We start from the raw sequence: 26,216 nt of genomic DNA, 5'->3' as shown, positions 1-26,216 counted from the left end.
ATTCCGTCCCAGCGCAACAGCCGTGTTTCGCGGCAAACGACCCGGGGCCGACAGGCCCCGAGCCCGGATTTCTGCGATCATGACTCCCTTTCCCCTGAAGCACAGTGAGGTGCAGGAAAGATGGACCGTTCCACTTACTCCCGCTCGCGCAGAATGGCCCCCATCGTGGCGGTGGCCGCGGCAGCGGCCCTGACCCTCGCCGGCTGCTCCAGCAGCTCGGGCGGCAAGAAGTCCACCGAGGACGGCTCCGGCGCCTCCGCGGGCAAGGCGAGCACCCCTCGTATGACGGTCGCCCTGGTCACGCACCAGGCGCCCGGCGACACGTTCTGGGACATCGTCCGCAAGGGCGCCCAGGCCGCAGCCGCCAAGGACAACATCAAGCTCATCTACTCGGCCGACCCGAACGCGGGCAACCAGTCGAACCTGGTGCAGAACGCGATCGACCAGAAGGTCGACGGCATCGCGGTCACCCTCGCCAAGCCCGACGCCCTGAAGGACGTCATCGGCAAGGCGAAGTCCGCGAACATACCCGTCGTCGGGCTCAACTCCGGTCTCAGCGACTGGAAGAAGCTCGGACTGCTGGAGTTCTTCGGCCAGGACGAGACGGTGGCCGGCGAGGCGCTCGGCAAGCGGCTGAACGCGGAAGGCGCCAAGAAGGCCGTCTGTGTCATCCAGGAGCAGGGCAACATCGGTCTGACCCAGCGCTGCGCCGGTGTGAAGAAGACGTTCACCGGCACCACCGAGGTCCTCAACGTCAACGGCACGGACATGCCGTCGGTGAAGTCGACGATCACGGCCAAGCTCACGCAGGACAAGGCGATCGACTACGTCGTCACCCTGGGTGCCCCGTTCGCGATGACGGCGGTGCAGTCGCTGTCCGACGCGGGCAGCAAGGCGAAGGTCGCGACCTTCGACCTGAACAGCACCCTGACCGGCGCCATCAAGAAGGGCACCGTCCAGTTCGCGGTGGACCAGCAGCCGTACCTCCAGGGCTACTTGGCGGTCGACTCCCTGTGGCTCTACAAGAACAACGGCAACTACAGCGGCGGCGGTGAGCAGCCCGTACTGACCGGCCCGGCCTTCGTCGACAAGACCAACGTCGACGCCGTCGCGAAGTACGCCGCCAACGGAACCCGGTGATGAGCATGACCCAGCACGCCGAGCCGGCGGTGACCTCACCGCCGGCCCCCGGCCCCAAGGAAACCGATGGCCGGACCTCTGAACGGCCCCTGGCGCTACGGTTGTTGGCCCGGCCCGAGGTGGGCGTCTTCCTCGGCGCGGCCGCGGTGTACGTGTTCTTCCTGATCGCCGCTCCGCCCGTGCGGGACGGCGCCTCGATGGCGAACATCCTGTACAGCTCGTCGACGATCGGCATCATGGCGCTACCGGTCGCCCTGCTCATGATCGGCGGGGAGTTCGACCTCTCCGCCGGTGTCGCGGTCATCACTTCGGCACTGACCGCGAGCATGCTCAGCTACCAACTCACCATGAACGTGTGGGTCGGTGTGATCGTCGCCCTGCTGGTGTCGTTGGGCATCGGCTTCCTCAACGGGTGGATGGTCGTCAAGACCGGGCTGCCCAGCTTCCTGGTCACGCTGGGCACGTTCCTGATCCTCCAGGGCGTCAACCTCGCGGTGACGAAACTGGTCACCGGCAACGTCGCCACCGACGACATCAGCAACATGGACGGCTTCGGCCAGGCCAAGAAGGTCTTCGCGGCGTCCTTCGACATCGGCGGCGTCGACGTCAAGATCACCATCTTCTACTGGCTGGTGTTCGCGGCGATCGCCACCTGGGTGCTGCTGCGCACCAAGTACGGCAACTGGATCTTCGCGGTCGGCGGCAACAAGGACTCCGCGCGGGCCGTCGGCGTGCCCGTCGCGTTCACCAAGATCTCCCTGTTCATGCTGGTCGGTTTCGGTGCCTGGTTCATCGGCATGCATCAGCTGTTCACCTTCAACACCGTGCAGTCCGGCGAGGGCGTCGGCCAGGAGCTGATCTACATCTCCGCGGCCGTCATCGGCGGCTGTCTGCTGACCGGCGGCGCCGGCTCGGCGATCGGCCCCGTCTTCGGCGCGTTCATGTTCGGCATGGTGCAGCAGGGCATCGTCTACGCCGGCTGGAACCCCGACTGGTTCAAGGCGTTCCTCGGCGTGATGCTGCTCGGCGCCGTCCTCATCAATCTGTGGGTCCAGCGCACCGCGACCCGGAGGTGACCTTCATGGCAAGCAACGAATCCGGCACCCACGGCGCCATCCTCACCGACAGCGCGCCCGCCGACGCGGACGCGCCGATCGTCCAACTGCGCAACGCGGGCAAGGCGTACGGCAATGTCCGCGCCCTGCACGGCGTAGACCTCGCGGTCCGCCCGGGTCAGGTCACCTGCGTGCTGGGTGACAACGGCGCGGGCAAGTCCACGCTCATCAAAATCATCTCCGGGCTGCACCAGCACACCGAGGGCGAGTTCCTCGTCGACGGCGGGGCGGTGCACTTCACCACGCCGCGTCAGGCGTTGGACCGGGGCATCGCGACCGTCTACCAGGACCTGGCCGTCGTGCCGTTGATGCCGGTGTGGCGCAACTTCTTCCTCGGCTCCGAGATGACCAAGGGTCCCTGGCCGTTCCGCCGTCTCGACATCGAGAAGATGAAGAAGACCGCGGACGAAGAGCTGCGCAACATGGGCATCGTCCTGGACAACCTGGACCAGCCCATCGGCACCCTCTCCGGCGGCCAGCGCCAGTGTGTGGCGATCGCCCGCGCCGTCTACTTCGGTGCCCGCGTCCTGATCCTGGACGAGCCGACAGCCGCGTTGGGTGTCAAGCAGTCCGGTGTCGTGCTGAAGTACGTGGCCGCAGCGCGTGAACGCGGTCTCGGGGTCATCTTCATCACCCACAACCCGCACCACGCCTACATGGTCGGCGACCACTTCAGCGTGCTGCGCCTGGGCACCATGGAGTTGTCGGCGGAGCGCAGCGAGATCACCCTCGAAGAGCTCACCAACCACATGGCCGGCGGCACCGAACTCGCCGCACTCAAGCACGAGTTGTCCCAGGTACGCGGCGTCGACGTCGACGAACTCCCCGACGAGAAGGCCCTGAAGGCGCCGGTGGCCGCGTCTCCCGAAGGGACCGCCTGACATGTCGGACCGCCCGTTCCTGGACCGCATCCGGGTCGGCTCCGCCCCGGACTCGTGGGGCGTGTGGTTCCCGGACGACCCCCAACAGGTGCCGTGGGAACGGTTCCTGGACGAGGTCGCGCAGGCCGGCTACTCCTGGATCGAACTGGGCCCGTACGGCTATCTGCCGACCGACCCGGCCCGGCTCACAGAGGAGATCGATCGGCGCGACCTGAAGGTCTCCGCGGGCACGGTCTTCACCGGCCTGCACCGGGGCCCCTCGGTCTGGGACGCAACGTGGGAGCACGTCAGCCAAGTGGCCGCGCTCACCCAGGCGATGGGCGCGCGGCACCTGGTCGTCATCCCCTCCTTCTGGCGGGACGACAAGACCGCAGAGATCCTGGAACCGCCGGAGCTGACCGGCGAGCAGTGGGCCCACCTCACCAAGGGCATGGAGCGGCTCGGACACGAGGTCAAGGAGGCGTACGGGCTCGACATCGTCGTCCACCCGCACGCCGACACCCACCTCGACACCGAGGACCACGTCGAGCACTTCCTCGACTCGACCGACTCGGAACTGGTCAACCTCTGCCTGGACACCGGGCATTACGCCTACTGCGGCGGCGACAGCGTCAAGCTGATCGAGGCGTACGGCGAACGCATCGGCTATCTGCACCTCAAGCAGGTCGACCCGGCGGTCCTCGCCGACGTCGTCAGGGACGAGGTGCCGTTCGGACCGGCCGTGGCACGGGGTGTGATGTGCGAACCGCCGTCCGGTGTACCGGAGTTGGAGCCGGTGCTGATCGCGGCGCAGCGCCTGGGCGTGGAGCTGTTCGCGATCGTCGAGCAGGACATGTACCCGTGCGAGCCGGACAAGCCCCTCCCCATCGCGGAGCGCACCCGCAAGTTCCTCCGTTCCTGCGGTGCCTGACGATTCCTGTGGTGCCTGACGACCCGAAAGGACGGCCGGTGGCCATGAACCCGCGCGACCCGCTCGGAGTGGCAGTCGTCGGAACCGGAAAGATGGGGGCCGACCACGTCCGCAGGATCCAGGACGTGGTCAACGGAGCCCGGGTGAGTGCCGTCGTGGACGTCGACGCCGAGCGTGCCAAACGGATCGCGTCCGGTGTGGACGGCTGCACGGCGTACACCGACCCGGCCGCGGCGATGGCGGCGGCCGACGTCGACGCGGTCCTGATCGCCTCACCGGGCCCCGCCCACGAGGCGGCCCTCCTGACGGCCTTCGAACACGATCTGCCCGTCCTGTGCGAGAAGCCGCTCACACCGGACGCGGCCTCGGCGCTCCGCGTGATGGAGGCGGAGATCCGACTCGGCCACCGCCGGGTGCAGGTCGGCTTCATGCGGCGCTACGACGCCGAGTACATGAAGCTCAAGTCCCTCCTGGGGACAGGCCAGTTGGGCAGACCGCTCATGCTCCACAACCGGCACCGCAACGCCGCCAGCCCGCCCTTCTTCACCAGCTCCATGCTCATCAGCGACTCCGTGGCCCACGAGACGGACGCGACGCGCTGGCTGCTGGGCCACGAGATCACGGCGGTGACGGTGCTGCGCCCGCGCCCCACGGCGAGCGCCCCGGACGACCTCCAGGACCCGCAGTTCGTCGTCTTCGAGACCGACGGCGGCGCGATCGTCGACGTCGAGATGTTCGTCAACTGCGGCTTCGGCTACCAGGTCCAGGCCGAGATCGTCTGCGAACGCGGCACCGCCCGCATCGGCGACGGCCACGCCATGGTCACCAACATGGCCGGCCGCTGGGGCGGCACCATCGCCCAGGACTACGTCGAACGCTTCGCCGACGCCTACGACCGCGAGATCCAGACCTGGGTCGACGCCACCCGCCGCGGCGAGGTGACCGGCCCGAGCGTGTGGGACGGGTACGCGGCGGCGGCCGTATGCGAGGCGGGGGTGCGGGCGTTGGAGGACGGGGTGCGGGTGGAGGTCGAACTGGTGGAGCGGCCCGAGTTCTACCGGTGACCACTTCGTCGGGGGCGGCGCGTGCGACCACGTGCCGCCCCCGACGTGCGTCTACGGCAGAACCGGCACGCGCGGACGCGCCTCGAACCCCGCCGCGCGGTAGGCCTCGTCGATGAGTGTCATCGTCGCGACCGCGTCGTCCGGGCCCAACGGCAGGGGTGCGCCCTCCCTCAACCGGGCGGCGAGCGCCTCCAGTTGGTAGGTGTAGGAGGACCGGCGGCCGAGGCGTTCCGTGCGTTCGCCGTCCGTCGTGCGGATCATGATCCGGTCGTCCTGGTGGGGCAGCACGAAGTTGAGCGCGCGTGCCTCGCCCCGGCTGCCGACGATCCGGCAGCTCATGTCCAGCCCGTCGTACGCCATGTGACAGCAGGCGGAGCCCGTGGCGCCGCTCGGGAACGCCAGCTCGGCGTCCAGCCACTCGTCGACGCCCGGCGCCCCCGCGCGTTCACCACCCCGGGCCGAGACGAGCCGTGGCGCGCCGCCCGCCCAGGGAGCGAGCATCCGCAGCGCGTGCAGGCTGTAGCAGCCCAGGTCCATCATGGCGCCGCCGGCCAGGTCCAGGGACCAGCGTGGGTCGGTGTCCGGCGGCGCGGCGATCGCGACGCGCGTCTCGACGTGCCGCAGCTCGCCGAGTTCACCCGAGGCCAACAGTTCGTGCAGGCGCCGGGTGACCGGGTGGAAGAGGTAGTGGAAGGCCTCCATGAAGACCGTTCCGGCTTTGGCGGCGGCCTCCCTCACCTCGGCCGCCTCCTCCGCGTTGCTCGCCGACGGCTTCTCCGACAGGACGTGCTTGCCCGCCGCCAGCGCCGCGAGGTTCCACGGTCCGTGCAGGCCGTTGGCGAGGGGGTTGTAGACGACCTCCACCTCCGGGTCGGCGATCAGGTCGGCGTACGAGTCCGCGACCCGCTCGACGCGGTGCGCGGCGGCGTACGCCTCGGCCCGGGACCGGTCGCGCGCGGCCACCGCGACAACGCGGTGGCCGGTCGTCCGGGCGGGACCGATCAGGGAGTTCTCGGTGATCCGAGCCGCTCCCAGTACTCCGATGCGCAGTGGTTCCCGGCCCGGACCGCTCATGCTTCGCGTACCTCCTGGATGGTGACGGGGCGGTGCTCGTGCAGGGACAGGGTGCAGGCGTCGGCGATCCAGCCGGCCTCCAGGGCGTCCGCGACCGTGCAGGGCGAGGTGCGGGTGCCGGCCACGACCTCGGTGAACGCGGTGAGTTCGGCGCGGTAGGCGGCCGTGAAGCGGTCCATGAAGAAGTCGTGCGGGACGCCCGCCGGGAAGGTCACGCCCGGCTCGACCGAGCGCAGCGGCAGCTTGTCCTCCAGGCCCACCGCGATGGAGTCCGTGAAGCCGTGGATCTCCATGCGGACGTCGTAACCCCGGGCGTTGTGGCGGGAGTTGGACACCACCGCGATGGTGCCGTCGTCCAGGGTCAGGATCGCGCCGGTCGTGTCGGCGTCGCCCGCCTCCTTGATGTACTCGGCGCCCCGGTTGCCGCCGACCGCGTACACCTCGGTGACCTCACGGCCGGTGACCCAGCGGATGATGTCGAAGTCGTGCACGGAACAGTCCCGGAAGATGCCCCCGGACGCGGCGATGTACGCGGCCGGCGGCGGCGCCGGGTCCAGCGTCGTCGAGCGCACGGTGTGCAGCTTGCCCAGCTCGCCGGACTCTACGGCGGCACGCGCGGCGACGAAACCGGCGTCGAAGCGGCGGTTGTAGCCGATCTGGATCGGCACGCTGCTGCCCTCGACGGCCTGGAGGACCTTGACGCCCTCGGCCATCGTCTTGGCGACGGGCTTCTCGCAGAAGACGGGGATGCCCGCCTCGACGGCGGCCAGGATCAGACCCGGGTGGGCGTCGGTCGCCGCGGCGATGACGACACCGTCGACCCCGGCGGCCAGCACGGCCTCGGGGGAGTCCGCGACCTCGGCGCCGAACCGCTCGGCGGCCTTCTTCGCCGCCTCCGCGAACGGGTCGGCCACGACGAGGGACTCGACGACGTCGAGTCCGGAGAGGGTCTCGGCGTGGAAGGCGCCGATGCGGCCGAGGCCGAGGATTCCGATGCGCATGAGGGGCTCTTGCTTTCTTGAGAGGTGCGGGTGTGTCGCTTGTGTCGAAGGTCAGTCGAGGACGCCGAGGACGTTCTGGTCCCAGTCGATCACCGAACCGGTGACCACCCCGGACCGGTCGGACAGCAGGAACACCACGAAGTCGGCGATCTCGTCCGGCTGGCCGAGTTTGCCCATCGGCTGACGGGCGGCGGCCTCCTCGCGCCAGTCGTCGCCCGCGCCGTGGAAGGCGCGTTGGGTGGCGTCCTCGCCCTCGGTGTCGGTCCAGCCGATGTTGACGGTGTTGATGCGGATCCGGTCGAAGCGGTGGGCGTGGGCGGCGTTGCGGGTCAGGCCCGCGAGGCCGGCCTTGGCGGTGGAATACGGGGCGAGGTGAGGCGGGCCGCCATGGGCGCAGTTGGAGCCGATGTTGACGATCGTGCCCGGCGCCTGGCGGGCGGTCATGTCGGTCACGGCTGCCTGCATGGCGAAGAACGGCGCCTTGAGATTGATCGCCATGTGCTGGTCGAACAGCTCGGGTGTGGTGTCCAGCAGCGAGCCGCGTGAGGTGAGTCCCGCGGAGTTCACCAGACAGTCGACGCGTCCGTGCGCGGCGATCACCTCGCCCACCGCGCCCTTCGCCTGCTCGGCGTCGGACAGGTCGGCCCGGACGAACGTCGCCTTGCCGCCCGCCTCCGTGAGTTCGGCCACCAGGGCGTCACCGGGCTCAGCACGGCGACCGGTGAAGGACACCACCGCGCCCTCGCGCACCGCCGCCCGGACGATCGCGGCGCCGATGCCCTGGCTGCCGCCGTTGACGAGGACGACCTTGCCGTCGAGGAGCCCCGTGAGCCCTGAACGTTCCGTGGATCCCATGGTGTTCAGCTCTCGCGCCGCTCGGCACCGGCCCGCAGTTCCCCGCGCAGCGCCTGTGGGTCCCACCCCTCACGCACCGCGCGCCGTACGAGGTCGGCCTGCGAGGGCGGGGCCAGGCCCTCGACCGGCGGGTCGTTGTCGAGGTTGGTGGGGAACGGGTAGCCCTCGGCACTCGCCGCGACGACCGTGTCCAGCCACTCCTCGCCCACGCCCTCGGCCTTGCGCTTGAGCAGCACGGGGAAGACCGCGTTGGTGACGGCCTCGCGGTCCACCGTCTCCATCGCCCGCCCGAACGCGGACGACACCTGGAGCAGGTTGGCCATGCGCCGGACGTCGGCCGTGCGGTTGGTGCCTGCCGCGTGGAACAGCGCGGGGTTGAAGAACGCCGCATCGCCCTTGGCGAGGGGCAGTTGGATGTAGTGCGACTCGAAGTAGGCCTGGAATTCCGGGAGTCGCCACGCCAGATAGCCCGGCTCGTACTTCTGGGAGTGCGGCAGGTACATCGTCGGCCCCGACTCCACCGGCATGTCGCAGTGGGCGACGGCCCCTTGGAGCGTGAGCACGGGGGAGAGGCGGTGCACGTGCGCCGGGTACCCGGCGGCGACCTCGTTCGTGAGGAACCCGAGGTGGTAGTCGCGGTGCACGGTCTGCGCGGCGCCGCCCGGGTGGACCACGTTGATCTGCGAGGTGACCTGGTAGCCGGGGCCGAGCCACGCGGTGGAGACCAGGGCCAGGATGTCGTTCGCGTAGTAGTCGGCGAACACCTCGGGGTCGTAGAGCGCGGCCTTCTCCAGGGCGTTCCACACCCGGTCGTTGGCCCCCGGCTGCGCGAAGTGGTCCCCGGCGCCCGCGCCCGAGGCGCGCTGCTCGGCGATCAGGGCCTCGAACACCTCGGTGGAACGGTCCACAACCGACAGGTCCGGGAAGGCGCCCTGGAGGACCACGATGCCGGGCCCCTCGGCGAACGCCCGCACCAGCTCGGCCTGCACCTCGCGGCGCTCGCCGGCCGCCACGGACTTGCGGAGCCGGTCGCTGTCGTAGACGAGGACGTTCCGCTCGACGGCGGACGCGTACGGGAAGTCGGCCAGCTCGGTCGGCTGCTCGACGAGTGTGCGGAAGGTGTCGAGGTCGCAGTCCTGCTCGGTGAGCCAGGCGCGGGTTTCTGCTGATGTGAAGGACATCGTCGTCCCCTCGGGTCACGGAGTGGTGCGGTGCTGTCATTCTTGTCAGTACAAACCCATCGAACAACCAGCAGCCGACCATCAAAAACCCCTCAAGGAGGCGACCCGTGGGCCACCCCTTCCCGATCCGTGAAATCGCACGTCAGGCGGGTCTCAGCGAGGCCACCGTGGACCGTGTCCTGAACGGCAGGGGCGGGGTCCGCGAGAGCACGCAGCGTGAGGTGCGGCAGGCCATCGCCGATCTCGACCGGCAGCGCACCCAGGTCAGACTCGTCGGCCGTACGTTCATGATCGACATCGTGATGCAGACGCCGGAGCGCTTCTCCACCGCCGTACGGAACGCGCTGGAGGCCGAACTGCCCGACCTGCACCCGGCCGTCGTGCGATCGCGCTTCCACTTCCGGGAGACCGCCCCGGTGAAGGAGCTGGTCGGGACCCTGGACAGGATCGTGCGGCGCGGCTCGCAGGGCGTCATCCTCAAGGCACCGGACGTCCCCGAGATCACCGCCGCCGTCGGCCGGCTCGTCGCCGCCGGGATCCCGGTCGTCACCCTGGTCACCGACCTGCCCGCCAGCGCCCGCCTGGCCTACGTCGGCATAGACAACCGGGCGGCGGGCGCGACTGCCGCCTACCTCATGGGCCAGTGGCTCGGCGACCGCCCGGCCAACATCCTGACCAGTCTGAGCAGCGGTTTCTTCCGCAACGAGGAAGAACGCGAGATGGGTTTCCGCAGCGCCATGCGCGCCCGCTACCCGGAACGCGCGCTCGTCGAGATCACCGAGGGCCACGGCCTGGACGCCACCCAGTACGAGCTCGTCCGGGCCGCCCTGAAGCGCGACCCGGACATCCGCGCGGTCTACTCGATCGGCGGCGGCAACATCGCGACCCTGCGCGCCTTCGCCGACCTCGGCCGCGAGTGCGCCGTGTTCGTCGCGCACGACCTCGACCACGACAACACCCGGCTGCTGCACGACCAGCGCCTGTCCGCCGTCCTCCACCACGACCTGCGCCAGGACGTCCGCGAGGCCTGCCGCATCGTCATGCGCGCCCACGACGCGCTGCCGCCCGCGGGCCCGACCCTGCCGTCCGCGATCCAGGTCGTCACGCCCTACAACATGCCTACGGCGCAGCCGCGTTGACCCGGATCAACGGTTGAGCCCGCTCACAGATTGATGGCGTACGCCTTGCGCAGCGTCTCGTGCACCGTCCACGTCGTACGGTCGCCCTCGCGCAGCACGGCCATGTCGCCGGGACCGACCGTCAGCGTCCCGCCGCCCTCGACCTCGATGGTGGCCGAACCGCTGATCACGACGAACAGCTCGTCCGCCTCCGTGTCGGTGACCACACCCGGCGTGATCTGCCAGATCCCGCGGACCTGCCGCCCGTCCTCGGACTCCCACACGACCTTCCCGGTGACCTCGGGCGTACCGGAGACGATCTGCGCCGGATCGAGCGGCTCGGGTTCGAGCTCGGCGTCGGGGATGCGGACTACGAAACTGTGCGTCATGCCGCGACCCTAGCCGGGGTGGACCGGTCCAGGCGTGGACACTGTGTGGGGTATCGGCCCAGGTCGGAGGACACTTCGTCGCGGAGTGGCGGCCCGGGCGGGGCCGGGTGATCGTGGAGGGCATGGCGCAGACCACGGCAGCCGTCCCCGAACCACACCCACACGCGCGGCCGCATTCGCACGAGACCCGGGAGAACATCCTCTTCGGGGGCGTCTACGGCGCCGTCCTCGCCTGCTCGATGGTCGCCGCGCTCACCCAGTACGGCCACACCGACCGGGGCAGCCGTCGCTACGACGCCCTGTGGCTGCTGGTGACCGCGGCAGCCTCGGCGCTGGCCCACGGGTACGCCCACTACATCGCCGAGCGCGCCCCGCACGGCCGCTGGGACGCCCTGCGCACCCTGCGCGACGAGTGGCCCCTGGTCGCCGTCACGCTGCCGACGGTCCTGCTGCTCGCCGGGGCGGGCTGGGGCTGGTGGCCCGCGAACGGCGTCGAGTACGCGGCCTTCGTCCTCAACATCGCGCTGCTGTTCTGCCTGGGGCTGGTCACGGCCCGCTGGTCTGCGCGGAGTTGGGCGGCGGCGGTGGCCATCGGGACGGTGGACGCGCTGCTCGGGGTGGTGGTCGTCGTGGCCAACGCCCTGATCAAATAAGCCCGTTCGGCCTGTACGGCCTGCTCGTACAACGGCACCCGCCCACGCGGCTCTCCTACGGCACGTCTCGGTAACCGCGCAGCTTGCGATACAGCGTCGCCCGGCCGATCCCCAACGCGGAAGCGGCCCGCGCCTTGTTGCCCCCGTGCCGACGCAACGCGGCCAGGATCGCCGTGCGTTCGGCGTGCTCCATCGGGCTCAGCCGCCGGGCCGCGGGACCCTCCCGGACGGGATCGGGCAGCTCGGCCCGCCGCACCGGGCCGGTGACCCGCCGGTGCTCCGCCAACGCCCTGACGACATGGGCGAGTTCGGTGACGTTCCCGGGCCACGGGTGTTCTTCCAGAGCCCGCAACGCGTCCAGGGTCCAGGTGAGCGGCGGCTGTCCTGGGGCCGGGCGGGGCGCGAGGAAGGGCAGCAACTCCCGTACGTCCTCGGGGCGTTCACGCAGCGCGGGGACGGTCACCGACCGGGGCGCGAGGGTGTCCAGCAGCCGCTGGAAGCACGGGCCCGGGGGAGTGCCGGGCGTGTAGGTGACCAGCAGACGGACGTCGGGGTGTTCGTCGAGCAGGGAGTTGAGCGCGGCGACGTCCGGCTGGGCGAGCCGTTCGGCGTGCCGCAGGAGAAGCGGGCGGCCGTCGGCCAGCTCGCTGTACTTCACGCCCAGTTCGGGCGACTCGGCGGCATCGGCGACCAACGGCACGGTCCCGCCGAGCAGTTCACGGGCCAGCGCGGTCTTGCCGCTCCCGCGCTCACCGGTCAGCAGCAGGGGCTCAGGGACCCGGGCCAGCTCTACCGCCCGGGCGACCGCGTGCCGCCACGGCACCGAACCACCCGCGAGCGCCAGCGCCGGGCGCGGAACGGGACGCGGCACCTCGGCGGCCCGCGCTTCGAGGACGGCGACGATCCCGAGGACGCGGCCCTCATGCCGTACGGGAGTGATCGTGGCGGTGCACCCGGCACCGTCGGGGAGCGTCAGGTCGTAGGACTGCTCCCGCACCGGATCGCACCCGGCGTCGTGGGACCGTTCCACCAACGGACCGCACCCGGTGTCGTGAGGCGGCCGTGCGCCGGAGGCTCGCTCGCTCGTGCTGGACCGTTCCAGCGCGGCCAGTACCTGGGGTGTGGCGAGGCGGACGGCGGCCTCGCTGACGAGGCGGTTGCGGCCGTCGAGGGCGACGATCGCCCGGTCCGGGCCGTGGGCGGCGCGGGTGTAGGCGTCGAGGAGCACCCGTTCGGCGGTGCGGGAGCGGGCGAGCAGTTCCGCTTCGACCGCCGTGGCCGTCGCCTCGGCGAGGGCGGCTCCGGGGTGCGGCCCGCAGCCGGCGCACAGGGCGGACGCGACGGTCACCGTGCCCAGCACCTGCCCGGAATCCGGGGCGAGCAGCGGCACGCTGACGGCGGACACGTCCTGCCACACGTCGAGGAAGTGTTCGGGGCCGTGCACCTCGGCCCGGCGCCTGGTGCGCAGGGCGAGGGCCGCGCTGTTGTGGCCCACCTCCCGCTCGGACAGGTCACGGCACCGGTCGTCGCCGGGAACCTCGCCCGTGGTCCACAGCAGGCGCAGACGCTCGTCGGTGAGGAGCATCGCCGAGTGCCCGAGCGCCGGCGCGATGCGTTCCAGCACGGGCCGCGCCGCCTCCAACAGGGCGGAATCGGTGGGCGGTTCGGGTTCGTGGACCGGTCCATCGAGGTCGTGCCGTACGCCGAAGAAGCGGGCGCGACGCCAGGCCGCGAGGACCTCGTCCGGGACGTCGTCGGGCAGTGGGCGGCCGCTCAGGAACCGCTCGCGCGCCTGGCGCAGCGGGGCGAGGGCGGGGGAGTGATCCAGGGTGGTCATGACGCCTCTCACCGTATCGGGCCCGTGGCGGCGGCCGCCGAGGGGCTGCAACTGTCTCGTAATGAGACACCCGCGCAGGTCCGGCCCGCATCATGATCGTGAAGAGTCGGTGCCTTTCTCACCTCTGCCTCAGCCTGTCCCGACCCGCCCCACCTCCGTCGCACCCCTGCCTCACCCCTGGAGCGTCCCGCCGTGCACGTTGTCGAGACCGACGTACTGATCGTGGGCAGCGGCCCGGCCGGCGCGTCCGCCGCGCTGGCGCTGAGCACCTACGGCGTGCCCCACATCGTCGTCACGCGCTACTCGCGCCTCACCAGGACGCCCCGCGCGCACATCACCAACCAGCGCACCATGGAGGTCCTGCGCGACCTCGGCGTCGAGGACGAGGTGCTGGCCCAGGCGACGCCGCAGAACCTGATGGGCAACACCACGTTCTGCACCAGCCTCGCCGGCGAGGAGCTCGGCCGGATCCGCTCCTGGGGCAACGACCCGCTCGTGCAGGCTGCGCACGACCTGGCCAGCCCGACCCGAATGTGCGACATGCCGCAGCACCTGATGGAGCCGGTGCTCATCGACGCTGCGCTCGCGCGCGGCTCCAACGTCCGCTTCAGCACGGTCTACAAGTCCTTCGTCCAGGACGAGGATGGCGTCACGGTCACCGTCGAGGACCGGCTGCGCGGCGACGAGTACCGGATCCGCGCCAAGTACCTCATCGGCGCCGACGGCGGCCGCTCGCAGGTCGCCGAGGACGCCGGACTGCCGATGGGCGGCCAGATGGGCGTCGCGGGCAGCATCAACATCGTCTTCGACGCGGACCTGAGCGAGTACACCGCCCACCGGCCCTCCACCCTCTACTGGGTGCTCGCCCCCGGCGCCACCGTCGGCGGCATCGGCGCGGGCCTGGTGCGCTGCGTCAAGCCCTGGAACGAGTGGCTGATCGTGTGGGGCTACGACGTGAGCGCCGGCGCCCCCGACCTTACCGAGGAGTACGCCCTGTCCGTCGTACGGCAGTTGGTCGGCGACGACGAGATCCCGGTGACCATCAAGTCGTCCTCCGCGTGGACGGTCAACGAGCTGTACGCCGAGACCTATGTCAACGGGCGTGTGCTGTGTGCCGGTGACGCCGTGCACCGCCACCCGCCGTCGAACGGGCTCGGCTCCAACACCTCGATCCAGGACGCCTACAACCTGGCCTGGAAGCTGAAGCTGGTCCTCGACGGCACCGCCACGCCGAGACTCCTCGACAGCTACGACGCCGAACGCGCCCCGATCGGCAAGCAGATCGTCACCCGCGCCAACAAGTCCATCGGCGAGACCGCCCCGATCTTCGAGGCGCTCGACGGCCTCTCCCCGCAGACGCCCGAGCAGTTGTGGGCCAACATCGAGGCCCGCAAGGACGCCACCGAGGCCGCCGGCAAGCAGCGGGCCGCGCTGCGCGAGGCGATCGCCTTCAAGGTGTACGAGTTCAACGCGCACGGCGTCGACCTCAACCAGCGCTATTCCGCCGAGAGTTCGGCCGCGATCGTCTCCGACGGCACGCCCGACCCCGGTTTCGAACGCGACCGCGAGCTGTACCACCAGCCCAGTTCCCGCCCCGGCGCCAAGCTCCCGCACGCCTGGATCACTTCGGGCCCCCGCACCGTCTCGACCCTCGACACGGTGGGCAAGGGCCGCTTCACCCTCCTCACCGGCATCGGCGGCGAGGCCTGGGTGCGCGCGGCAAAGGCGCAGTCCCTGGACATCGCGACGGTCGTGATCGGCCCCGGCCAGGAGTACGACGACCCGTACGGCGACTGGGCCCGCCTGAGCGAGGTGTCCGACGGGGGCGCCCTCCTCGTCCGCCCCGACGGCTACGTCGCCTTCCGCCACGCCGACGCGGCCGAGAACGCCGAACAGTTGCTCACGGACGCGTTGCGACGCATCCTCGGGCACGGCTGACATTTCGTACAGGGGCACTTCGCAGAGGGTAGGGAGCCGCAATGACCACTGACGTCACCGTCACGGATGAGGCCGTCGCCAGTCTGGAGGGGACGGCCGATCCCCGCCTGCGTGAACTGCTGACCGGCCTGATCCGGCATCTCCACGCGTTCGCGCGGGAGACCGACCTGACCCAGGCGGAGTGGGAGCGGGCGATCGGCTTCCTGACGGAGACCGGGAAGATGTGCACGGACACCCGGCAGGAGTTCATCCTCCTCTCGGACGTGCTCGGCCTGTCGATGCTGGTGGAGACGATCAACGGCGACCGGGCCGCCGGTTCCACCGAGTCGACGGTCCTGGGCCCCTTCCACATGACCGAGTCGCCGGTGCGTGAACTCGGCGCGAACATCGACCTGGTGGGCGGCGGCGAGCCGTGCGTGGTCAGCGGCCGGATCGTGTCGGGGGACGGAACTCCGCTGCCGGGCGCGCTCCTCGACGTGTGGCAGGCCGACGGCAACGGCTTCTACGACGTGCAGCGCCCGGACCTCCAACCCCCGGGCAACGGACGGGGGTTGTTCACCGCGGACGCCGATGGCCGGTTCCGGTTCCGCACCTGCGTACCGAGTCCCTACCCCATCCCCACGGACGGCCCGGTCGGCGAACTCCTCAAGGCCACCGGCCGCCACCCCTACCGCCCCGCCCACATCCACTTCATCGCCTCGGCCGAGGACCACACCCCGGTCACCACCCACATCTTCGTAGCGGGCAGCGACTACTTGGACTCCGACGCCGTCTTCGCCGTCAAACAGAGCCTCGTCGAGGACTTCACCCCGACCGACGACCCGTCCCTGGCACGGGAGTTCGGCATCGCCAACCCCTTCCGCCACGCCCGCTTCGACCTCGTCCTGGACCACGCGTGAAGGACTTCCTCGACTTCGCCTACGACGCCCAGCCCATGCGCGTCGTGTTCCGCCCCGGCGCCGCGCTGACCGCGACCGCCGGGGAGGCCGAACGGCTCGGTCTGCGGCGGGTGTTGGTGCTCTCGGGAGCACGCGGCGCCGACACCGCGCGGGCGGTCGCCGACTCGCTGGGGGAGGTGTGCGTCGGGCTGCACGCGGAGGCGCGGATGCACGTCCCGGTCGAAGTCGCCGACCGCGCGGTCGAGTTGGCGCGCACGCTGGGCGCCGACGGTTGCGTCGCGGTCGGCGGCGGCTCGGCGGTCGGCCTCGGCAAGGCCATCGCCCTGCGCACCGGCCTCCCGCTGATCGCCGTCCCCTCCACCTACGCCGGCTCCGAGATGACCCCGGTCTGGGGCCTCACCGAGAACGGCGCCAAACGCACCGGCCGCGACCCCGCCGTCCTGCCCCGCAGCGTCGTCTACGACCCCGAACTCACCCTGGAACTCCCCGTCCCGCTCACGGTGACCAGCGGCGTCAACGCGATCGCGCACTCCGTGGAGGCCCTGTACGCCCCGGACACCTCGCCCCTGATCGCCCTCATGGCGGAGGAGGGCGTACGGGCGCTGGCGGGCGCGCTGCCCGAACTGGCCGCCGATCCAAGGTCGTTGGACGCCCGGAGCCGTGCCCTGTACGGGGCGTGGCTGTGCGGCTCCTGCCTGGGCGGCACGACCATGGGCCTGCACCACAAGCTGTGCCACGTTCTCGGCGGCACCTTCGGCCTGCCGCACGCGGAGACGCACACGGTGGTGCTGCCGTACGCGCTGGCGTACAACGCGCCCGCCGCACCGGAAGCCGCTGCCGCCGTGGCCCGCGCGCTGGACGCCGGGGATGCCTCACGCGCCCTGTGGGACCTGGCCCGGCGGCTCGACGCACCGCGCACACTCGCCGAACTCGGCCTGAAGGAGGGCGACTTGGCGACGGCGGCCACGCAGGCGGTGAGCCAGGCGTACGCCAACCCCCGGCCGGTCACCGAGGAGGGCGTCCTCGCGCTGCTGCGCGCGGCGTACGAGGGAACGCCCCCCGCGTAAACGGCCGTTCGGTGGTGCGTGAGGTCAGTGGTTCGTGCGGACGCCGTCCAGCGCGATCGCCAGGACGCGGTCGCGCTGGGCGTCGTCCACGAACGTCGTGCCGGTGATCCCGGCGGCCATCCGCAGCAGATCACCGAAGTCCATGTCCGTGCGGGCCACGCCCGCCTTCTGCGCGCGCTCGAACAGCGGGCCGCCCGCCGAGAACATCGACTCGCGGCAGGTCCCGAAGATCTCCGAGTCGTTCTCCAGCGCCTGGCGCACCGCCTGCTTCGTCGTCACATAGCCCGCGAAACGGTTCAGCCACGCGGTCAGCGCCTCCCACGGCTCGCGGTCGGCGACGTCCAGGGCGAACTGGCACAGCGCGTTCACCTCGTGCGCGTAGACGCTCTCGAAGAGGGCCCGGCGGGTCGGGAAGTTGCGGTAGAGCGTGCCGATGCCGACGCCCGCGCGGCGCGCGATGTCCTCCAGCGACGCCTCCGAGCCGTGCTCCGCGAAGGCCTCGCGGGCGGCGGCCAGCAGGGCGTCGTAGTTGCGGGCGGCGTCCTTGCGGTGGGGTCTCTGGGCCGCGACGATCTCGCTGACGGGGAACGGCTGGGCCGTCACGGGTGCCTCCCTGGGGTGGGCGCGGTTGAACCGGAGGTGTGCCTCCGTTATGGTGGAGGGGTACCTCCACTTTAGCAGTGTGGGCGCGTTCCGCCGCAGAGCCATACGCGGGCGCACCCCCGTTCGCTTGTTCCGGAGAGGCTCTCGATGCCCCGCAAGTCCTCCCGCCTCACCTTCGCGGTCCTCGCGACCGGTGCGGGCGTGTTCTCCATGCTCCAGTCGCTGATCGCGCCGGCCCTGCCGACCGTCCAGCACGCGCTGCACACCTCCCAGTCCACCGCGACCTGGGTGATGACGGCCTATCTGCTGTCCGCCTCGGTCTTCACCCCGATACTCGGCCGCGTCGGCGACCTGGTCGGCAAGAAGCGCACCCTCGTCGCCGTCCTCGTCGCGGTGCTGGCCGGCTGCCTGGTCGCCGCGCTCGCCCCCAACATCGGCGTCCTGATCATCGCCCGGGTCGTCCAGGGCATCGGCGGCGCGCTGTTCCCGCTGTCCTTCGGCATCATCCGCGACGAGTTCGACGCGTCCCGAGTCCCGGGCAGCATCAGCAACCTGTCCGCCGTGATCGCCGCGGGCGGTGGCGTCGGCATGGTCGCCGCCGGTCCCATCGTGACCGCGCTCGACTACCGCTGGCTGTTCTGGTTCCCCGTCGGCATCGTCGCCGTCACCACCCTCATCGCCGTGCGCTACGTCCCCGAGTCGCCCAACCGCGCACAGGGGCACGTCAATTGGCTCGGCGCCGTGCTCCTCTCGGGCTGGCTGGTCGCCCTGCTGCTCCCGCTGAGCCAGGCCGGCAGCTGGGGCTGGGGCTCCGTGCGGGTCGTCGGCCTGTTCGCCGCGGCCGTCGTGCTCTTCGCGGCCTGGCTGTTGTCGGAGGCCCGCTCGCGCAGCCCGCTCATCGACCTGAAGGTGATGCGCCTGCCCTCGGTGTGGACCACCAACACCGCCGCGCTGCTGTTCGGCGCGGGCATGTACGCGATCTGGTCCTTCCTGCCCGGCTTCGTCCAGACCCCGTCGTCCGCCGGCTACGGCTTCGGCGCCAGCGTGACCGCGTCCGGCCTGCTGATGCTTCCGATGCTGCTCGCGATGTTCGTCTCGGGCGTGCTCAGCGGCCGCCTGGAACCGATCGTCGGCGCCAAGGCCCTGCTCACCACCGGTGCCGCCCTCGGCGCGGTCGCCTGCGCGATCCTCGCCCTCTGGCACGACCAGCAGTGGCAAATAGCCCTCGTGGCAGGCATCTTCGGCCTCGGCATCGGACTCGCCTTCGCTTCCATGGCCAACCTCATCGTCGGCAGCGTCCCGCCCGAGCAGACCGGCGCCGCGACCGGCATGAACGCCAACATCCGCACCATCGGCGGCTCGATCGGGGCCGCGGTGACCAGCGTCCTGGTCACCGGCCACCTCCAGCCCTCCGGCCTGCCCTACGACTCCGGGTACACCCACGGGTTCACGCTGCTGGCGGTGCTGCTCCTCGGCGCCGCGCTGGCCGCGCTCCTGGTGCCGCGACGGTCCGGCCGTAGCGGAGGAACGACCGTCGGTGGCTCCGGGTCGGCGCTGCTGAAGGCGGAGGAGGAGGCGTCGGTGATGGCTCCCGGCGCCCTGAACTGACCCGGCCGGTGTGCCAGCATGAACCGATGATCGAAGAGAGTGCGGGGGGTTCCGGTGGCGAACTCCTGGACGTGCACCGGTTCCGGTTCGTCGAGACCGCCGCTCCTCGGCTCACGCCCGAGGAGCGGCTGGCGATGAACCGGGTGTGGGACGCGAAGGTACGGGACAACCCGAGCTTCTTCGACGGGCCGGTCCTGGTGTGCGCGGGCACGCGGCGGGAGGGACCGGACGAGCTCACCGTCTTCTGGGTCAGGACGACGTACCGGCACTTCGCCCTGCGGCGCGTCCCGTTCTCGACCTCGTGGCTGCCGTCGTTCTTCGTCTCCGTCCTCCAACCGGCCGACGACGGACGCCTGTTGGTGGGCCGCATGTCGAACTCGACGGCGGCACCGCGACGTTGGCAGTTGCCGGGCGGCTCCCTCGAACCTCCCGAGGGCGACGAGCCGCTCGACATGGCGGCCCTGTACCGCCATGCCGCACGGGAGTTGATCGAGGAGGCCGGCATCGACATCCGGCCCGACGACCTCACCCTCTGGAACGTCACCCGCGCCGGAAACGGCGGCATCGGCGTCCTGTTCCGTGCGCCCGCCCTCCCCGCGGAGCGGCTGCACGAGCGATTCGAAGCGGTGGTGGCGGCGGAACGGGCCCAGGGGCGCGACCCGGAGCTGGACCGGATCGCCCTGATCGGCTCCACGGCCCAACTCCCGGACCTGGCGGGCCCGCACGCGGACTACCTGGAGCCGATCGTCCGCCGCTACCAGGCATCGGCGACGGAAGGGGCGTAACGGGTGTCTCGATATGAGACACCCGTTTCAGCACCGGAGCGCTCAGGATCGGGGACATGTCGTCCGGCGCCGTATGCCTGTACGACTGCTGTGAAGAAAGGTGATCACCATGGCCCTCGCACTGCTCAGGCGCTGGCGGCCCCAAGGCGCCTCCGCCACGGCGGCGGGCCTCTCGCTCCCCCTGCCGCCCGGCGCGGGCGGCCTCGGCCGTGAGATCGTCGACCCGATGGGCGCGCCCATGGCCTCCGCCGACGTGACCGTGACGGCCCTCGACTCGCACCGCGTCGCCGCCTCCGGCACGACCGACCCGTACGGCTTCTTCCTCGCGGCCCTGCCGCCCGGCCGCTACAGCCTCCTCGTCTCGGCCCAGGGACTCCAGCCGCACCAGGAGACGCTGGAGATCGTGGCCGGAATCGCCGAGCCCACGGAACGCGTCTGGCTCCAGCCCGGCCGCGCCCAGGAACTCCCGCCGCCCGGCACCTGGCTCTTCGACCCGCCGCACACCGCGATCCGCTTCATCGCCAAGCACGTCGGCATGGCCCATGTGCACGGCCGGTTCGAGCGGTTCCAGGGCGGTATCCAGATCGCCCAGGAGGTGGCCGAATCCAAGGTCCACGTCCGCATCGACGCGTCCAGCATCACCACCGGCAACACCACGCGGGACAACCACCTGCGCTCCGGTGACTTCCTCGACGTGGAGCGCTACCCGTACATCGACTTCGCCAGCACCCGGTTCGCCTACCGGGGCGGCAGCAAGTGGACGTTGCAGGGTTCGCTGACGATGCACGGCGTGAGCCGCTCGGTGAACCTGGACACCACCTACCTGGGCACGGTCAACGGCGGCTACGCCGAGGAACTCCGCTGCGCCGCCCTCGCCACGGCCGAACTGCACCGCGAGGACTACACCCTCAACTGGCGCAGCATGCTGGCCCGGGGCATCGCCGTCGTGGGCCCCACCGTCCAGCTGGAGTTGGACGTCCAGGCGATGTACCGCACCCACGACACCCCGACGCCGCCGAAGTGACCCGGCACATGCGGTAGGGTTTACCTGCGCGTTCACCCGGCCGACCGGGTGGGGCGCGAGCGGGACGTGGCGCAGCTTGGTAGCGCACTTGACTGGGGGTCAAGGGGTCGCAGGTTCAAATCCTGTCGTCCCGACTCGATGGAGTCGTAGATGAGTTGAAGGGGCGGCCCCGGAGAAATCCGGGGCCGCCCCTTCAGCGTCTCTGCCGTTTGTGGTTCACCGTGTGGGACCGCCTGACGGCGGGTTCCGGGTTTGAGTGTCGCCACCGGGCCCGTTCAGGGCGATGTCGTCGGCGTAGTACCGGCCCTGTGCGTACCAGCCGTGCACGTAGACGGTCGCCTCGGTCTGGGTCGGGCCTGTGGTGAAGGAGACGTTCAGCCGGGTGTAGGCAGCGGGGGAAGTGGCCCAGGTGGAGGTGCCGCCGGTCACGCCCAGGTAGACGTAGGAGCCGCGGACCCAGCCGCTGAGTGAGTAGGTGGTGTTCGGCCGTACCGCGACGGTCTGGTCGCACTGCGCGGTGTCGCGCGAACTCACCGTCCCCTGGAGGGCCTTGGAGCCCGCGTGGACGGGGGAGGTGACGACGGAGCCCGGGTTGCCGGCGCAGCTCCACGGCGAGACGCCGCCCGACTCGAAGCCGGGGTTGGCCAGGACGTCGGCTGCCCCGACCGCGCTCGGGGCGGCTGACGACGGGGCGGCCGACGCGCTCGCCGAGGGAGTGGCCGGGGTGGCCTCGGTGGGGCTGGGGATCAGGAGGGAGCAGCCGAAGCCGGCGACGGCCGCCGCGGCGACGGCGATCAGCACGGCCGCCCGGCGCTGTCCGGGCCCCATGTGCGGGCCGTCGACGGGGCGCGGTGGACGGGCGTTGCCGTCGGGTGCGGGCAGTCTCTCCGTCGTGCCGCCGGGGACGGGCGGGAGTTCCTGCGTCTCTGCGTCGGTCGGCGCGTGCGGGACGGGTACGGTCTCGGTCGCGTGACTGCGGTAGTCCTTGTCCTGACGTATCTCGTCGAGCAGTTGGGCCAGTGCGTCGGTGCGGCGCGGGCGCAGCACGCGGATGGGCTCCAGCACGGTGCGGTCGTCCGATGTGTCGGACGTGGGCGGTGTGGGCACGGTGCTCTCCTTCCGTCCCGTGGCAGAGACCCGAGCTGTCCCCGCCGAATGGATACGCAGCGCCCGCTCCGGAGGTTCAGCCGGTGCCGCGCCCGAGGAAGCCCGGCTCGACGCCCGTGAGGTCAGGGACAGCCGTACGTCGACGGGGCGTTGACCTGGACCGGTCCGAAGTCCCTGGCCTTCGTGGGTGCGGAGTTGGCGCGACACCGTGGCGCGGTACGTCCGCGACGGGCACATCATCTGCGGGAAACGGGAAGGGGTTCGCCGAGCTGTGCGAACGGGCCGAGGCGCTCGACCGGCCGACGGGCTGGTCGACCGGCGGTGTGACGAGACCGACCTCGACGCCCTGATCGCCTTCATCGCAGGGCCGCACGACTCGATCCCGGAGAAATCCAGGACCGCTCCTTCAGCCTGCGTGCCGTCTGGGGTGCGTCATCTATTTGCGTAACTTAGCAAGAAACTTGCAGCAGCTTGCGCAATTAATTCTTTGCTTCGTCGGAATCTAGCGGGCTGGATGCGGTCTCTGTACGGTCGGGGCGCCGGTCTCCCCCCACTCCGTGAAGGAGCCTCACATGCTGACGATTCCCAGACCCCGGCGACTGGCGGTGGCCGTCGTCGCCGCGGTCGGTGCGCTGTGCGTGTCCGTCTTACCGGCCGCCGCCACACAGCAGGCGCCCCCGGCCAAGACGCCCCCGGCCAAGGTGGCGGCGAGCGCGGCGGCGAGCGCGGCGGCGAGCGCGGCGGTGGGTGCGACGACGCCGTTCTCCGTCTATGAGGCCGAGGGCGGAACTCCCGGCGGCGGCGCGGCCGTCCGCTCGCTGACCTCGGCGCCGGCGACGCAGTACTCGAGCGCCGCCCTGGAAGCCTCGGGCCATTCCTATGTCCACCTGGACGGCACGGGCCAGTCGGTGCAGTGGACGAACACCACCGGGCAGCCGATCTCCTTCCTCAACGTCCGCGCCAGCGTGCCCGATTCGGCATCCGGCGGTGGGGTCACCGGCACGCTGAACCTGTACGTCAACGGGGTGTTCCGGCAGGCGCTGAACCTCAACTCCCGGCAGAGCTGGGTGTATGAGGGCAACGGCAACTACAACACGAGCGACGACCAGAATCCGGCCGACGGTGACCCGAGGGTCTTCTGGGACGAGTCGCACACCTTCGTCACCGGGTCACCGATCCCGTCAGGCGCCACGTTCTCGCTGCGGAAGGACGCCGACAACAACGCGTCCTTCTACGACGTGGACTCCGTCGACGTGGAGGACCCGCCGGCGCCGCAGACACAGCCGGCGAACTCGATCTCGATCACGAGCTGCGGTGCGGTGTCGGACGACAACCCGACCAACGGCGCGGCCGACAGCCGGTCCGTGGACAGCCGGGCCGCCATCCAGACCTGCATCGACCAGGCACAGGCCCAGGGCAGGACCCTGTGGATCCCACAGGGCACCTTCTATGTGAAGGGCACCGCGGGACTGAACGCCCAGGGCATCACCATCGCGGGCGCCGGCCTCTGGTACAGCACGGTCTACCGAGACGTCCCGGTCCCCAACACCACACCGCTGGCAGCCCTGTTCGACCTGACCTCGTGCACGGTGCGTAACTTCCACATCGACGCCAACGCCGTCAGCCGGAGCACCATCGGCGGGGACGGCGGCGCGATGGACACCACCGGTACCGACTGGCTGGCCGACGGCATCTGGACCCAGCACACCATGTCCGGCTTCTGGGCCTCCGGCACCGGCGGGACGGTGAAGAACAGCAGGCTGACGTCGATCTGGGCGGACGGGATCAACGTGAACAACGTGTCGCTGGGCGCCGACACCGGGAACGACCTGACGGTCACGAACAACTTCGTGCGCGGCACCGGGGACGACGCGATCGCCATCAACTCGGTGGCGTACAACACCAACAGCGACGGTTCCCAGACCCACTACAACCCGATGAGCGATGTCACCGTCAGCGACAACACCTCGATCGCGCCCTGGGGCGGCAAGGGCATCGGGATCTACGGAGGCAGCGACCACCAGGTCAGGGACAACTACATCAGCGACACCGCCCGTTACATCGGTCTGGGCGCCGGGCGCTTCGGTGTCAACGGCAGCGACCTGCTGTCCGCGAACGTGACGGGCAACACCGTGGTCCGCTCCGGCGGCAACGCCTACGGCCAGGGCCAGCCCGCCCTGCACATCGGCAACGGCGGCGACGGACAGAACACCGGGACCGTCGACAAGGTCACGGTGACCGGCAACACCGTCACCGGCTCCCTCTACGACGGGATCGCCTTCTCCACCTCGACCAACACCCTGCTCCAGGACAACACGGTCAGCGATCCCGGCCGCAACGGCATCGCGATCTCGCCGCCGTTCTACCCCGCGCCCACCGGCTCCGCGACGATAACCGGCAACACCGTCACGAAACTTGGCGCCGGCACCTCGGCCTTCGTCAACAACTCCACCGGTTTCGTAGCGACGTTGAGCGACAACCACTGGCCGCCGCCCGCTCCCGAGGGCCCCTACGGCGGCACCCCGGCCGCCGTACCCGGCACGGTCCAGGCGGAGGACTACGACACCGGCGGACAAGGGGTCGCGTACAACGTCACCTCCGTCAACGGCAACGCCAACTCCTACCGCGCCGACGGCGTGGACCTGGACAACACCTCGGACACCGGCGGCGGTTACAACCTGGGCTGGACCGGCGCCGGGCAGTGGTTCCGCTACACCGTGGACGTCGCCACGGCCGGCACCTACACCCTCGGCCTCCGTATCGCGGCCCCGTCCGCGGTGCCCGGCGCACTGCACCTGTCGGACGCCTCCGGCACGAACCTCACCGGAGCCGTCGACCTGCCCGCCACCGGCGACTGGCAGACCTGGGGCAGCGCGACCACGCACGTGACCCTCCCCGCCGGCCGACAGATCCTGACGCTGAATCAGGACAGCGGCGGCTGGAACATCAACTCCCTTGCCTTCACGGCGAGTAGCGGCTCGCCGTCGGCCGTCCTGACCGCGTCTCCGGGATCGCTGACCTTCGCCGACCAGGCCGTGAACACGACCAGCGCCGCACAGACCGTCACGGTCACCAACTCCGGTACCGCCGCTGCCTCGTTGACCGGAGTCACCGTCGGCGGCGACTTCGCCCGGACCGGCACCTGCGGCACCTCGCTGGCCGCCGGCGCGAACTGCACGGTTTCCGTCACCTTCACACCCACCGCCGCCGGCACCCGCACCGGCACCCTCACCCTGACCGGCAACCAGTCCAACAGCCCGACCACGGTGGCCCTTTCGGGCACCGGCACCGACAGCGCCGGGACCGATCTCGCCGCCGGCAAGCCCACCAGCGAGTCCAGCCACACCGACGTGTACCCGTCGTCGAACGTCACGGACGGCAACCAGGGTTCCTACTGGGAGAGCGCCAACAACACGTTCCCGCAGTGGGTCCAGGTCGACCTGGGCTCGGCCCGGAGCGCCTCCCGCGTGGTGCTGCAACTGCCCGCCGGCTGGGGCGCCCGCACCCAGACCCTGGCCCTCGCCGGCAGTGCCGACGGCACCACCTTCACCACCCTGAAGGCCTCGGCCGCCCACACCTTCGACCCGGGCACCAAGAACACCGTGACGCTCACCTTCCCCGCCACCACCCAGCGCTACTACCGCGTCACCATCACCGCCAACACCGGCTGGCCGGCGGGCCAGGTGTCCGAATTCCAGGTCTGGAACGCCTGACCCCGCCCTCCTCCCGACCCCACCCTCCCCACGGTGCCGCCGGACATTCCGTCCGGCGGCACCGTCATGTGCGCGGGGCACATGAGATCTTGCAGGTCTCAAATTTGTTTGTTGCAGAGTCCTGTCTAGTTATTGCGTGATCATGTCAACGATATTACGGTCCCCCATGCATCGTCACCGACCCCCCATCTCCGCTCCCTCTCTGGCGGCGCCAGCGCGACAGTTCCGGCATTTCATTACGTAAGGAGTGGCAC

The 26,216-nt window shown here is 70.6% G+C and carries 21 protein-coding genes, 1 tRNA gene and 1 pseudogene; 15 read left to right on the top strand and 8 right to left on the bottom strand.

The window, feature by feature from the left end:
• The first annotated feature begins 120 nt into the window (after positions 1 to 120).
• Genes OG714_RS08460 through OG714_RS08440 form a run of 5 tightly spaced genes read left to right on the top strand, consistent with a single transcriptional unit; the run spans position 121 to position 5,110 of the window.
• A complete protein-coding gene (locus OG714_RS08460; protein ID WP_406119679.1) occupies positions 121 to 1,140 on the top strand; it encodes a sugar ABC transporter substrate-binding protein in 1,020 nt (339 codons plus the stop codon).
• Positions 1,140 to 2,216, top strand: a complete 1,077-nt coding sequence (locus tag OG714_RS08455; protein ID WP_406119678.1) for an ABC transporter permease — start codon at positions 1,140 to 1,142, stop codon at positions 2,214 to 2,216. The genes OG714_RS08460 and OG714_RS08455 overlap by 1 nt, the downstream gene beginning before the upstream one ends.
• Before the next feature lie 5 nt (positions 2,217 to 2,221).
• Entirely contained in the window at positions 2,222 to 3,136 is a 915-nt protein-coding gene (locus OG714_RS08450) for an ATP-binding cassette domain-containing protein (protein ID WP_406119676.1), read from the top strand.
• A gap of 1 nt (position 3,137) precedes the next feature.
• Positions 3,138 to 4,046, top strand: coding sequence for a sugar phosphate isomerase/epimerase family protein (locus OG714_RS08445; protein ID WP_406119674.1), 909 nt, complete (start codon positions 3,138 to 3,140; stop codon positions 4,044 to 4,046).
• Between the two features lie 44 nt (positions 4,047 to 4,090).
• Entirely contained in the window at positions 4,091 to 5,110 is a 1,020-nt protein-coding gene (locus OG714_RS08440) for a Gfo/Idh/MocA family protein (RefSeq protein ID WP_406119672.1), read from the top strand.
• A 51-nt stretch (positions 5,111 to 5,161) separates the two neighbouring features.
• Here the strand turns inward: OG714_RS08440 and OG714_RS08435 are convergent, their stop codons facing one another.
• The 4 genes from OG714_RS08435 to OG714_RS08420 are packed head-to-tail and all read right to left on the bottom strand — an operon-like array spanning position 5,162 to position 9,221.
• A complete protein-coding gene (locus OG714_RS08435; protein WP_406119670.1) occupies positions 5,162 to 6,184 on the bottom strand; it encodes a Gfo/Idh/MocA family protein in 1,023 nt (340 codons plus the stop codon).
• Entirely contained in the window at positions 6,181 to 7,185 is a 1,005-nt protein-coding gene (locus OG714_RS08430; RefSeq protein ID WP_406119668.1) for a Gfo/Idh/MocA family oxidoreductase, read from the bottom strand. The genes OG714_RS08435 and OG714_RS08430 overlap by 4 nt, the downstream gene beginning before the upstream one ends.
• A gap of 51 nt (positions 7,186 to 7,236) precedes the next feature.
• Positions 7,237 to 8,040 carry an SDR family oxidoreductase gene (locus OG714_RS08425; protein WP_406119666.1) on the bottom strand — a complete coding sequence of 268 codons (804 nt, stop codon included), beginning with the start codon at positions 8,038 to 8,040 and terminating at the stop codon, positions 7,237 to 7,239.
• A gap of 5 nt (positions 8,041 to 8,045) precedes the next feature.
• A complete protein-coding gene (locus OG714_RS08420; RefSeq protein WP_406119664.1) occupies positions 8,046 to 9,221 on the bottom strand; it encodes a phytanoyl-CoA dioxygenase family protein in 1,176 nt (391 codons plus the stop codon).
• Positions 9,222 to 9,328: 107 nt separating this feature from the next.
• On the opposite strand from OG714_RS08420, the gene OG714_RS08415 reads away from it, so the two are divergent.
• Positions 9,329 to 10,360: a LacI family DNA-binding transcriptional regulator gene (locus tag OG714_RS08415; protein ID WP_406119662.1), complete on the top strand. Its 1,032-nt coding sequence runs from the start codon at positions 9,329 to 9,331 to the stop codon at positions 10,358 to 10,360.
• Between the two features lie 23 nt (positions 10,361 to 10,383).
• Here OG714_RS08415 and OG714_RS08410 read toward each other — a convergent pair whose 3' ends face one another.
• Complete coding sequence (locus tag OG714_RS08410) at positions 10,384 to 10,728, bottom strand: cupin domain-containing protein (protein WP_406119660.1); 345 nt, start codon at positions 10,726 to 10,728, stop codon at positions 10,384 to 10,386.
• Between the two features lie 122 nt (positions 10,729 to 10,850).
• Here OG714_RS08410 and OG714_RS08405 point away from each other — a divergent pair, with 122 nt between their 5' ends.
• Positions 10,851 to 11,381: a hypothetical protein gene (locus tag OG714_RS08405; protein ID WP_406119658.1), complete on the top strand. Its 531-nt coding sequence runs from the start codon at positions 10,851 to 10,853 to the stop codon at positions 11,379 to 11,381.
• Positions 11,382 to 11,436: 55 nt separating this feature from the next.
• On the opposite strand, the gene OG714_RS08400 is transcribed toward OG714_RS08405, so the two are convergent.
• Positions 11,437 to 13,218 carry a helix-turn-helix domain-containing protein gene (locus tag OG714_RS08400; protein ID WP_406119656.1) on the bottom strand — a complete coding sequence of 594 codons (1,782 nt, stop codon included), beginning with the start codon at positions 13,216 to 13,218 and terminating at the stop codon, positions 11,437 to 11,439.
• 192 nt (positions 13,219 to 13,410) lie between these two features.
• Here OG714_RS08400 and OG714_RS08395 point away from each other — a divergent pair, with 192 nt between their 5' ends.
• From OG714_RS08395 to OG714_RS08385, 3 genes are read left to right on the top strand one after another with little or no spacing between them, the layout of a single operon-like run.
• Positions 13,411 to 15,156 (top strand): FAD-dependent oxidoreductase, encoded by a 1,746-nt coding sequence (locus OG714_RS08395; RefSeq protein ID WP_406119654.1) that lies wholly within the window; start codon positions 13,411 to 13,413, stop codon positions 15,154 to 15,156.
• Between the two features lie 41 nt (positions 15,157 to 15,197).
• Positions 15,198 to 16,055, top strand: coding sequence for an intradiol ring-cleavage dioxygenase (locus tag OG714_RS08390; protein WP_406119653.1), 858 nt, complete (start codon positions 15,198 to 15,200; stop codon positions 16,053 to 16,055).
• On the top strand, positions 16,052 to 17,122 hold the full coding sequence (locus OG714_RS08385; RefSeq protein WP_406119652.1) for a maleylacetate reductase: 1,071 nt from the start codon (positions 16,052 to 16,054) through the stop codon (positions 17,120 to 17,122). The genes OG714_RS08390 and OG714_RS08385 overlap by 4 nt, the downstream gene beginning before the upstream one ends.
• Before the next feature lie 24 nt (positions 17,123 to 17,146).
• Here the strand turns inward: OG714_RS08385 and OG714_RS08380 are convergent, their stop codons facing one another.
• Positions 17,147 to 17,725, bottom strand: coding sequence for a TetR/AcrR family transcriptional regulator (locus tag OG714_RS08380; protein WP_406119651.1), 579 nt, complete (start codon positions 17,723 to 17,725; stop codon positions 17,147 to 17,149).
• A gap of 147 nt (positions 17,726 to 17,872) precedes the next feature.
• Here OG714_RS08380 and OG714_RS08375 point away from each other — a divergent pair, with 147 nt between their 5' ends.
• The 4 genes from OG714_RS08375 (at position 17,873) to OG714_RS08360 (ending at position 21,276) form a co-directional block, all read left to right on the top strand.
• Positions 17,873 to 19,333: an MFS transporter gene (locus tag OG714_RS08375; protein WP_406119650.1), complete on the top strand. Its 1,461-nt coding sequence runs from the start codon at positions 17,873 to 17,875 to the stop codon at positions 19,331 to 19,333.
• Between the two features lie 26 nt (positions 19,334 to 19,359).
• On the top strand, positions 19,360 to 20,118 hold the full coding sequence (locus OG714_RS08370) for an NUDIX hydrolase (protein WP_406119648.1): 759 nt from the start codon (positions 19,360 to 19,362) through the stop codon (positions 20,116 to 20,118).
• A gap of 109 nt (positions 20,119 to 20,227) precedes the next feature.
• Entirely contained in the window at positions 20,228 to 21,142 is a 915-nt protein-coding gene (locus OG714_RS08365; protein ID WP_406119647.1) for a YceI family protein, read from the top strand.
• A 60-nt stretch (positions 21,143 to 21,202) separates the two neighbouring features.
• A tRNA-Pro gene (locus tag OG714_RS08360) sits at positions 21,203 to 21,276 on the top strand.
• 97 nt (positions 21,277 to 21,373) lie between these two features.
• Here the strand turns inward: OG714_RS08360 and OG714_RS08355 are convergent.
• Positions 21,374 to 21,802 (bottom strand): annotated as a pseudogene (locus OG714_RS08355) (carbohydrate binding domain-containing protein); the annotation flags it as partial.
• Between the two features lie 1,019 nt (positions 21,803 to 22,821).
• Between OG714_RS08355 and OG714_RS08350 the strand changes: the two are divergent.
• Positions 22,822 to 25,962, top strand: coding sequence for a discoidin domain-containing protein (locus tag OG714_RS08350; protein WP_406119645.1), 3,141 nt, complete (start codon positions 22,822 to 22,824; stop codon positions 25,960 to 25,962).
• The last annotated feature ends 254 nt before the right edge of the window (positions 25,963 to 26,216 follow it).

It is taken from the genome of Streptomyces sp. NBC_00989, assembly GCF_045162655.1.
Classification (GTDB): Bacteria; Actinomycetota; Actinomycetes; order Streptomycetales; family Streptomycetaceae; genus Streptomyces.
The sequence above is the reverse complement of the archived record's forward strand: the minus strand, read 5'-3'. Positions and strand labels throughout refer to the sequence as shown.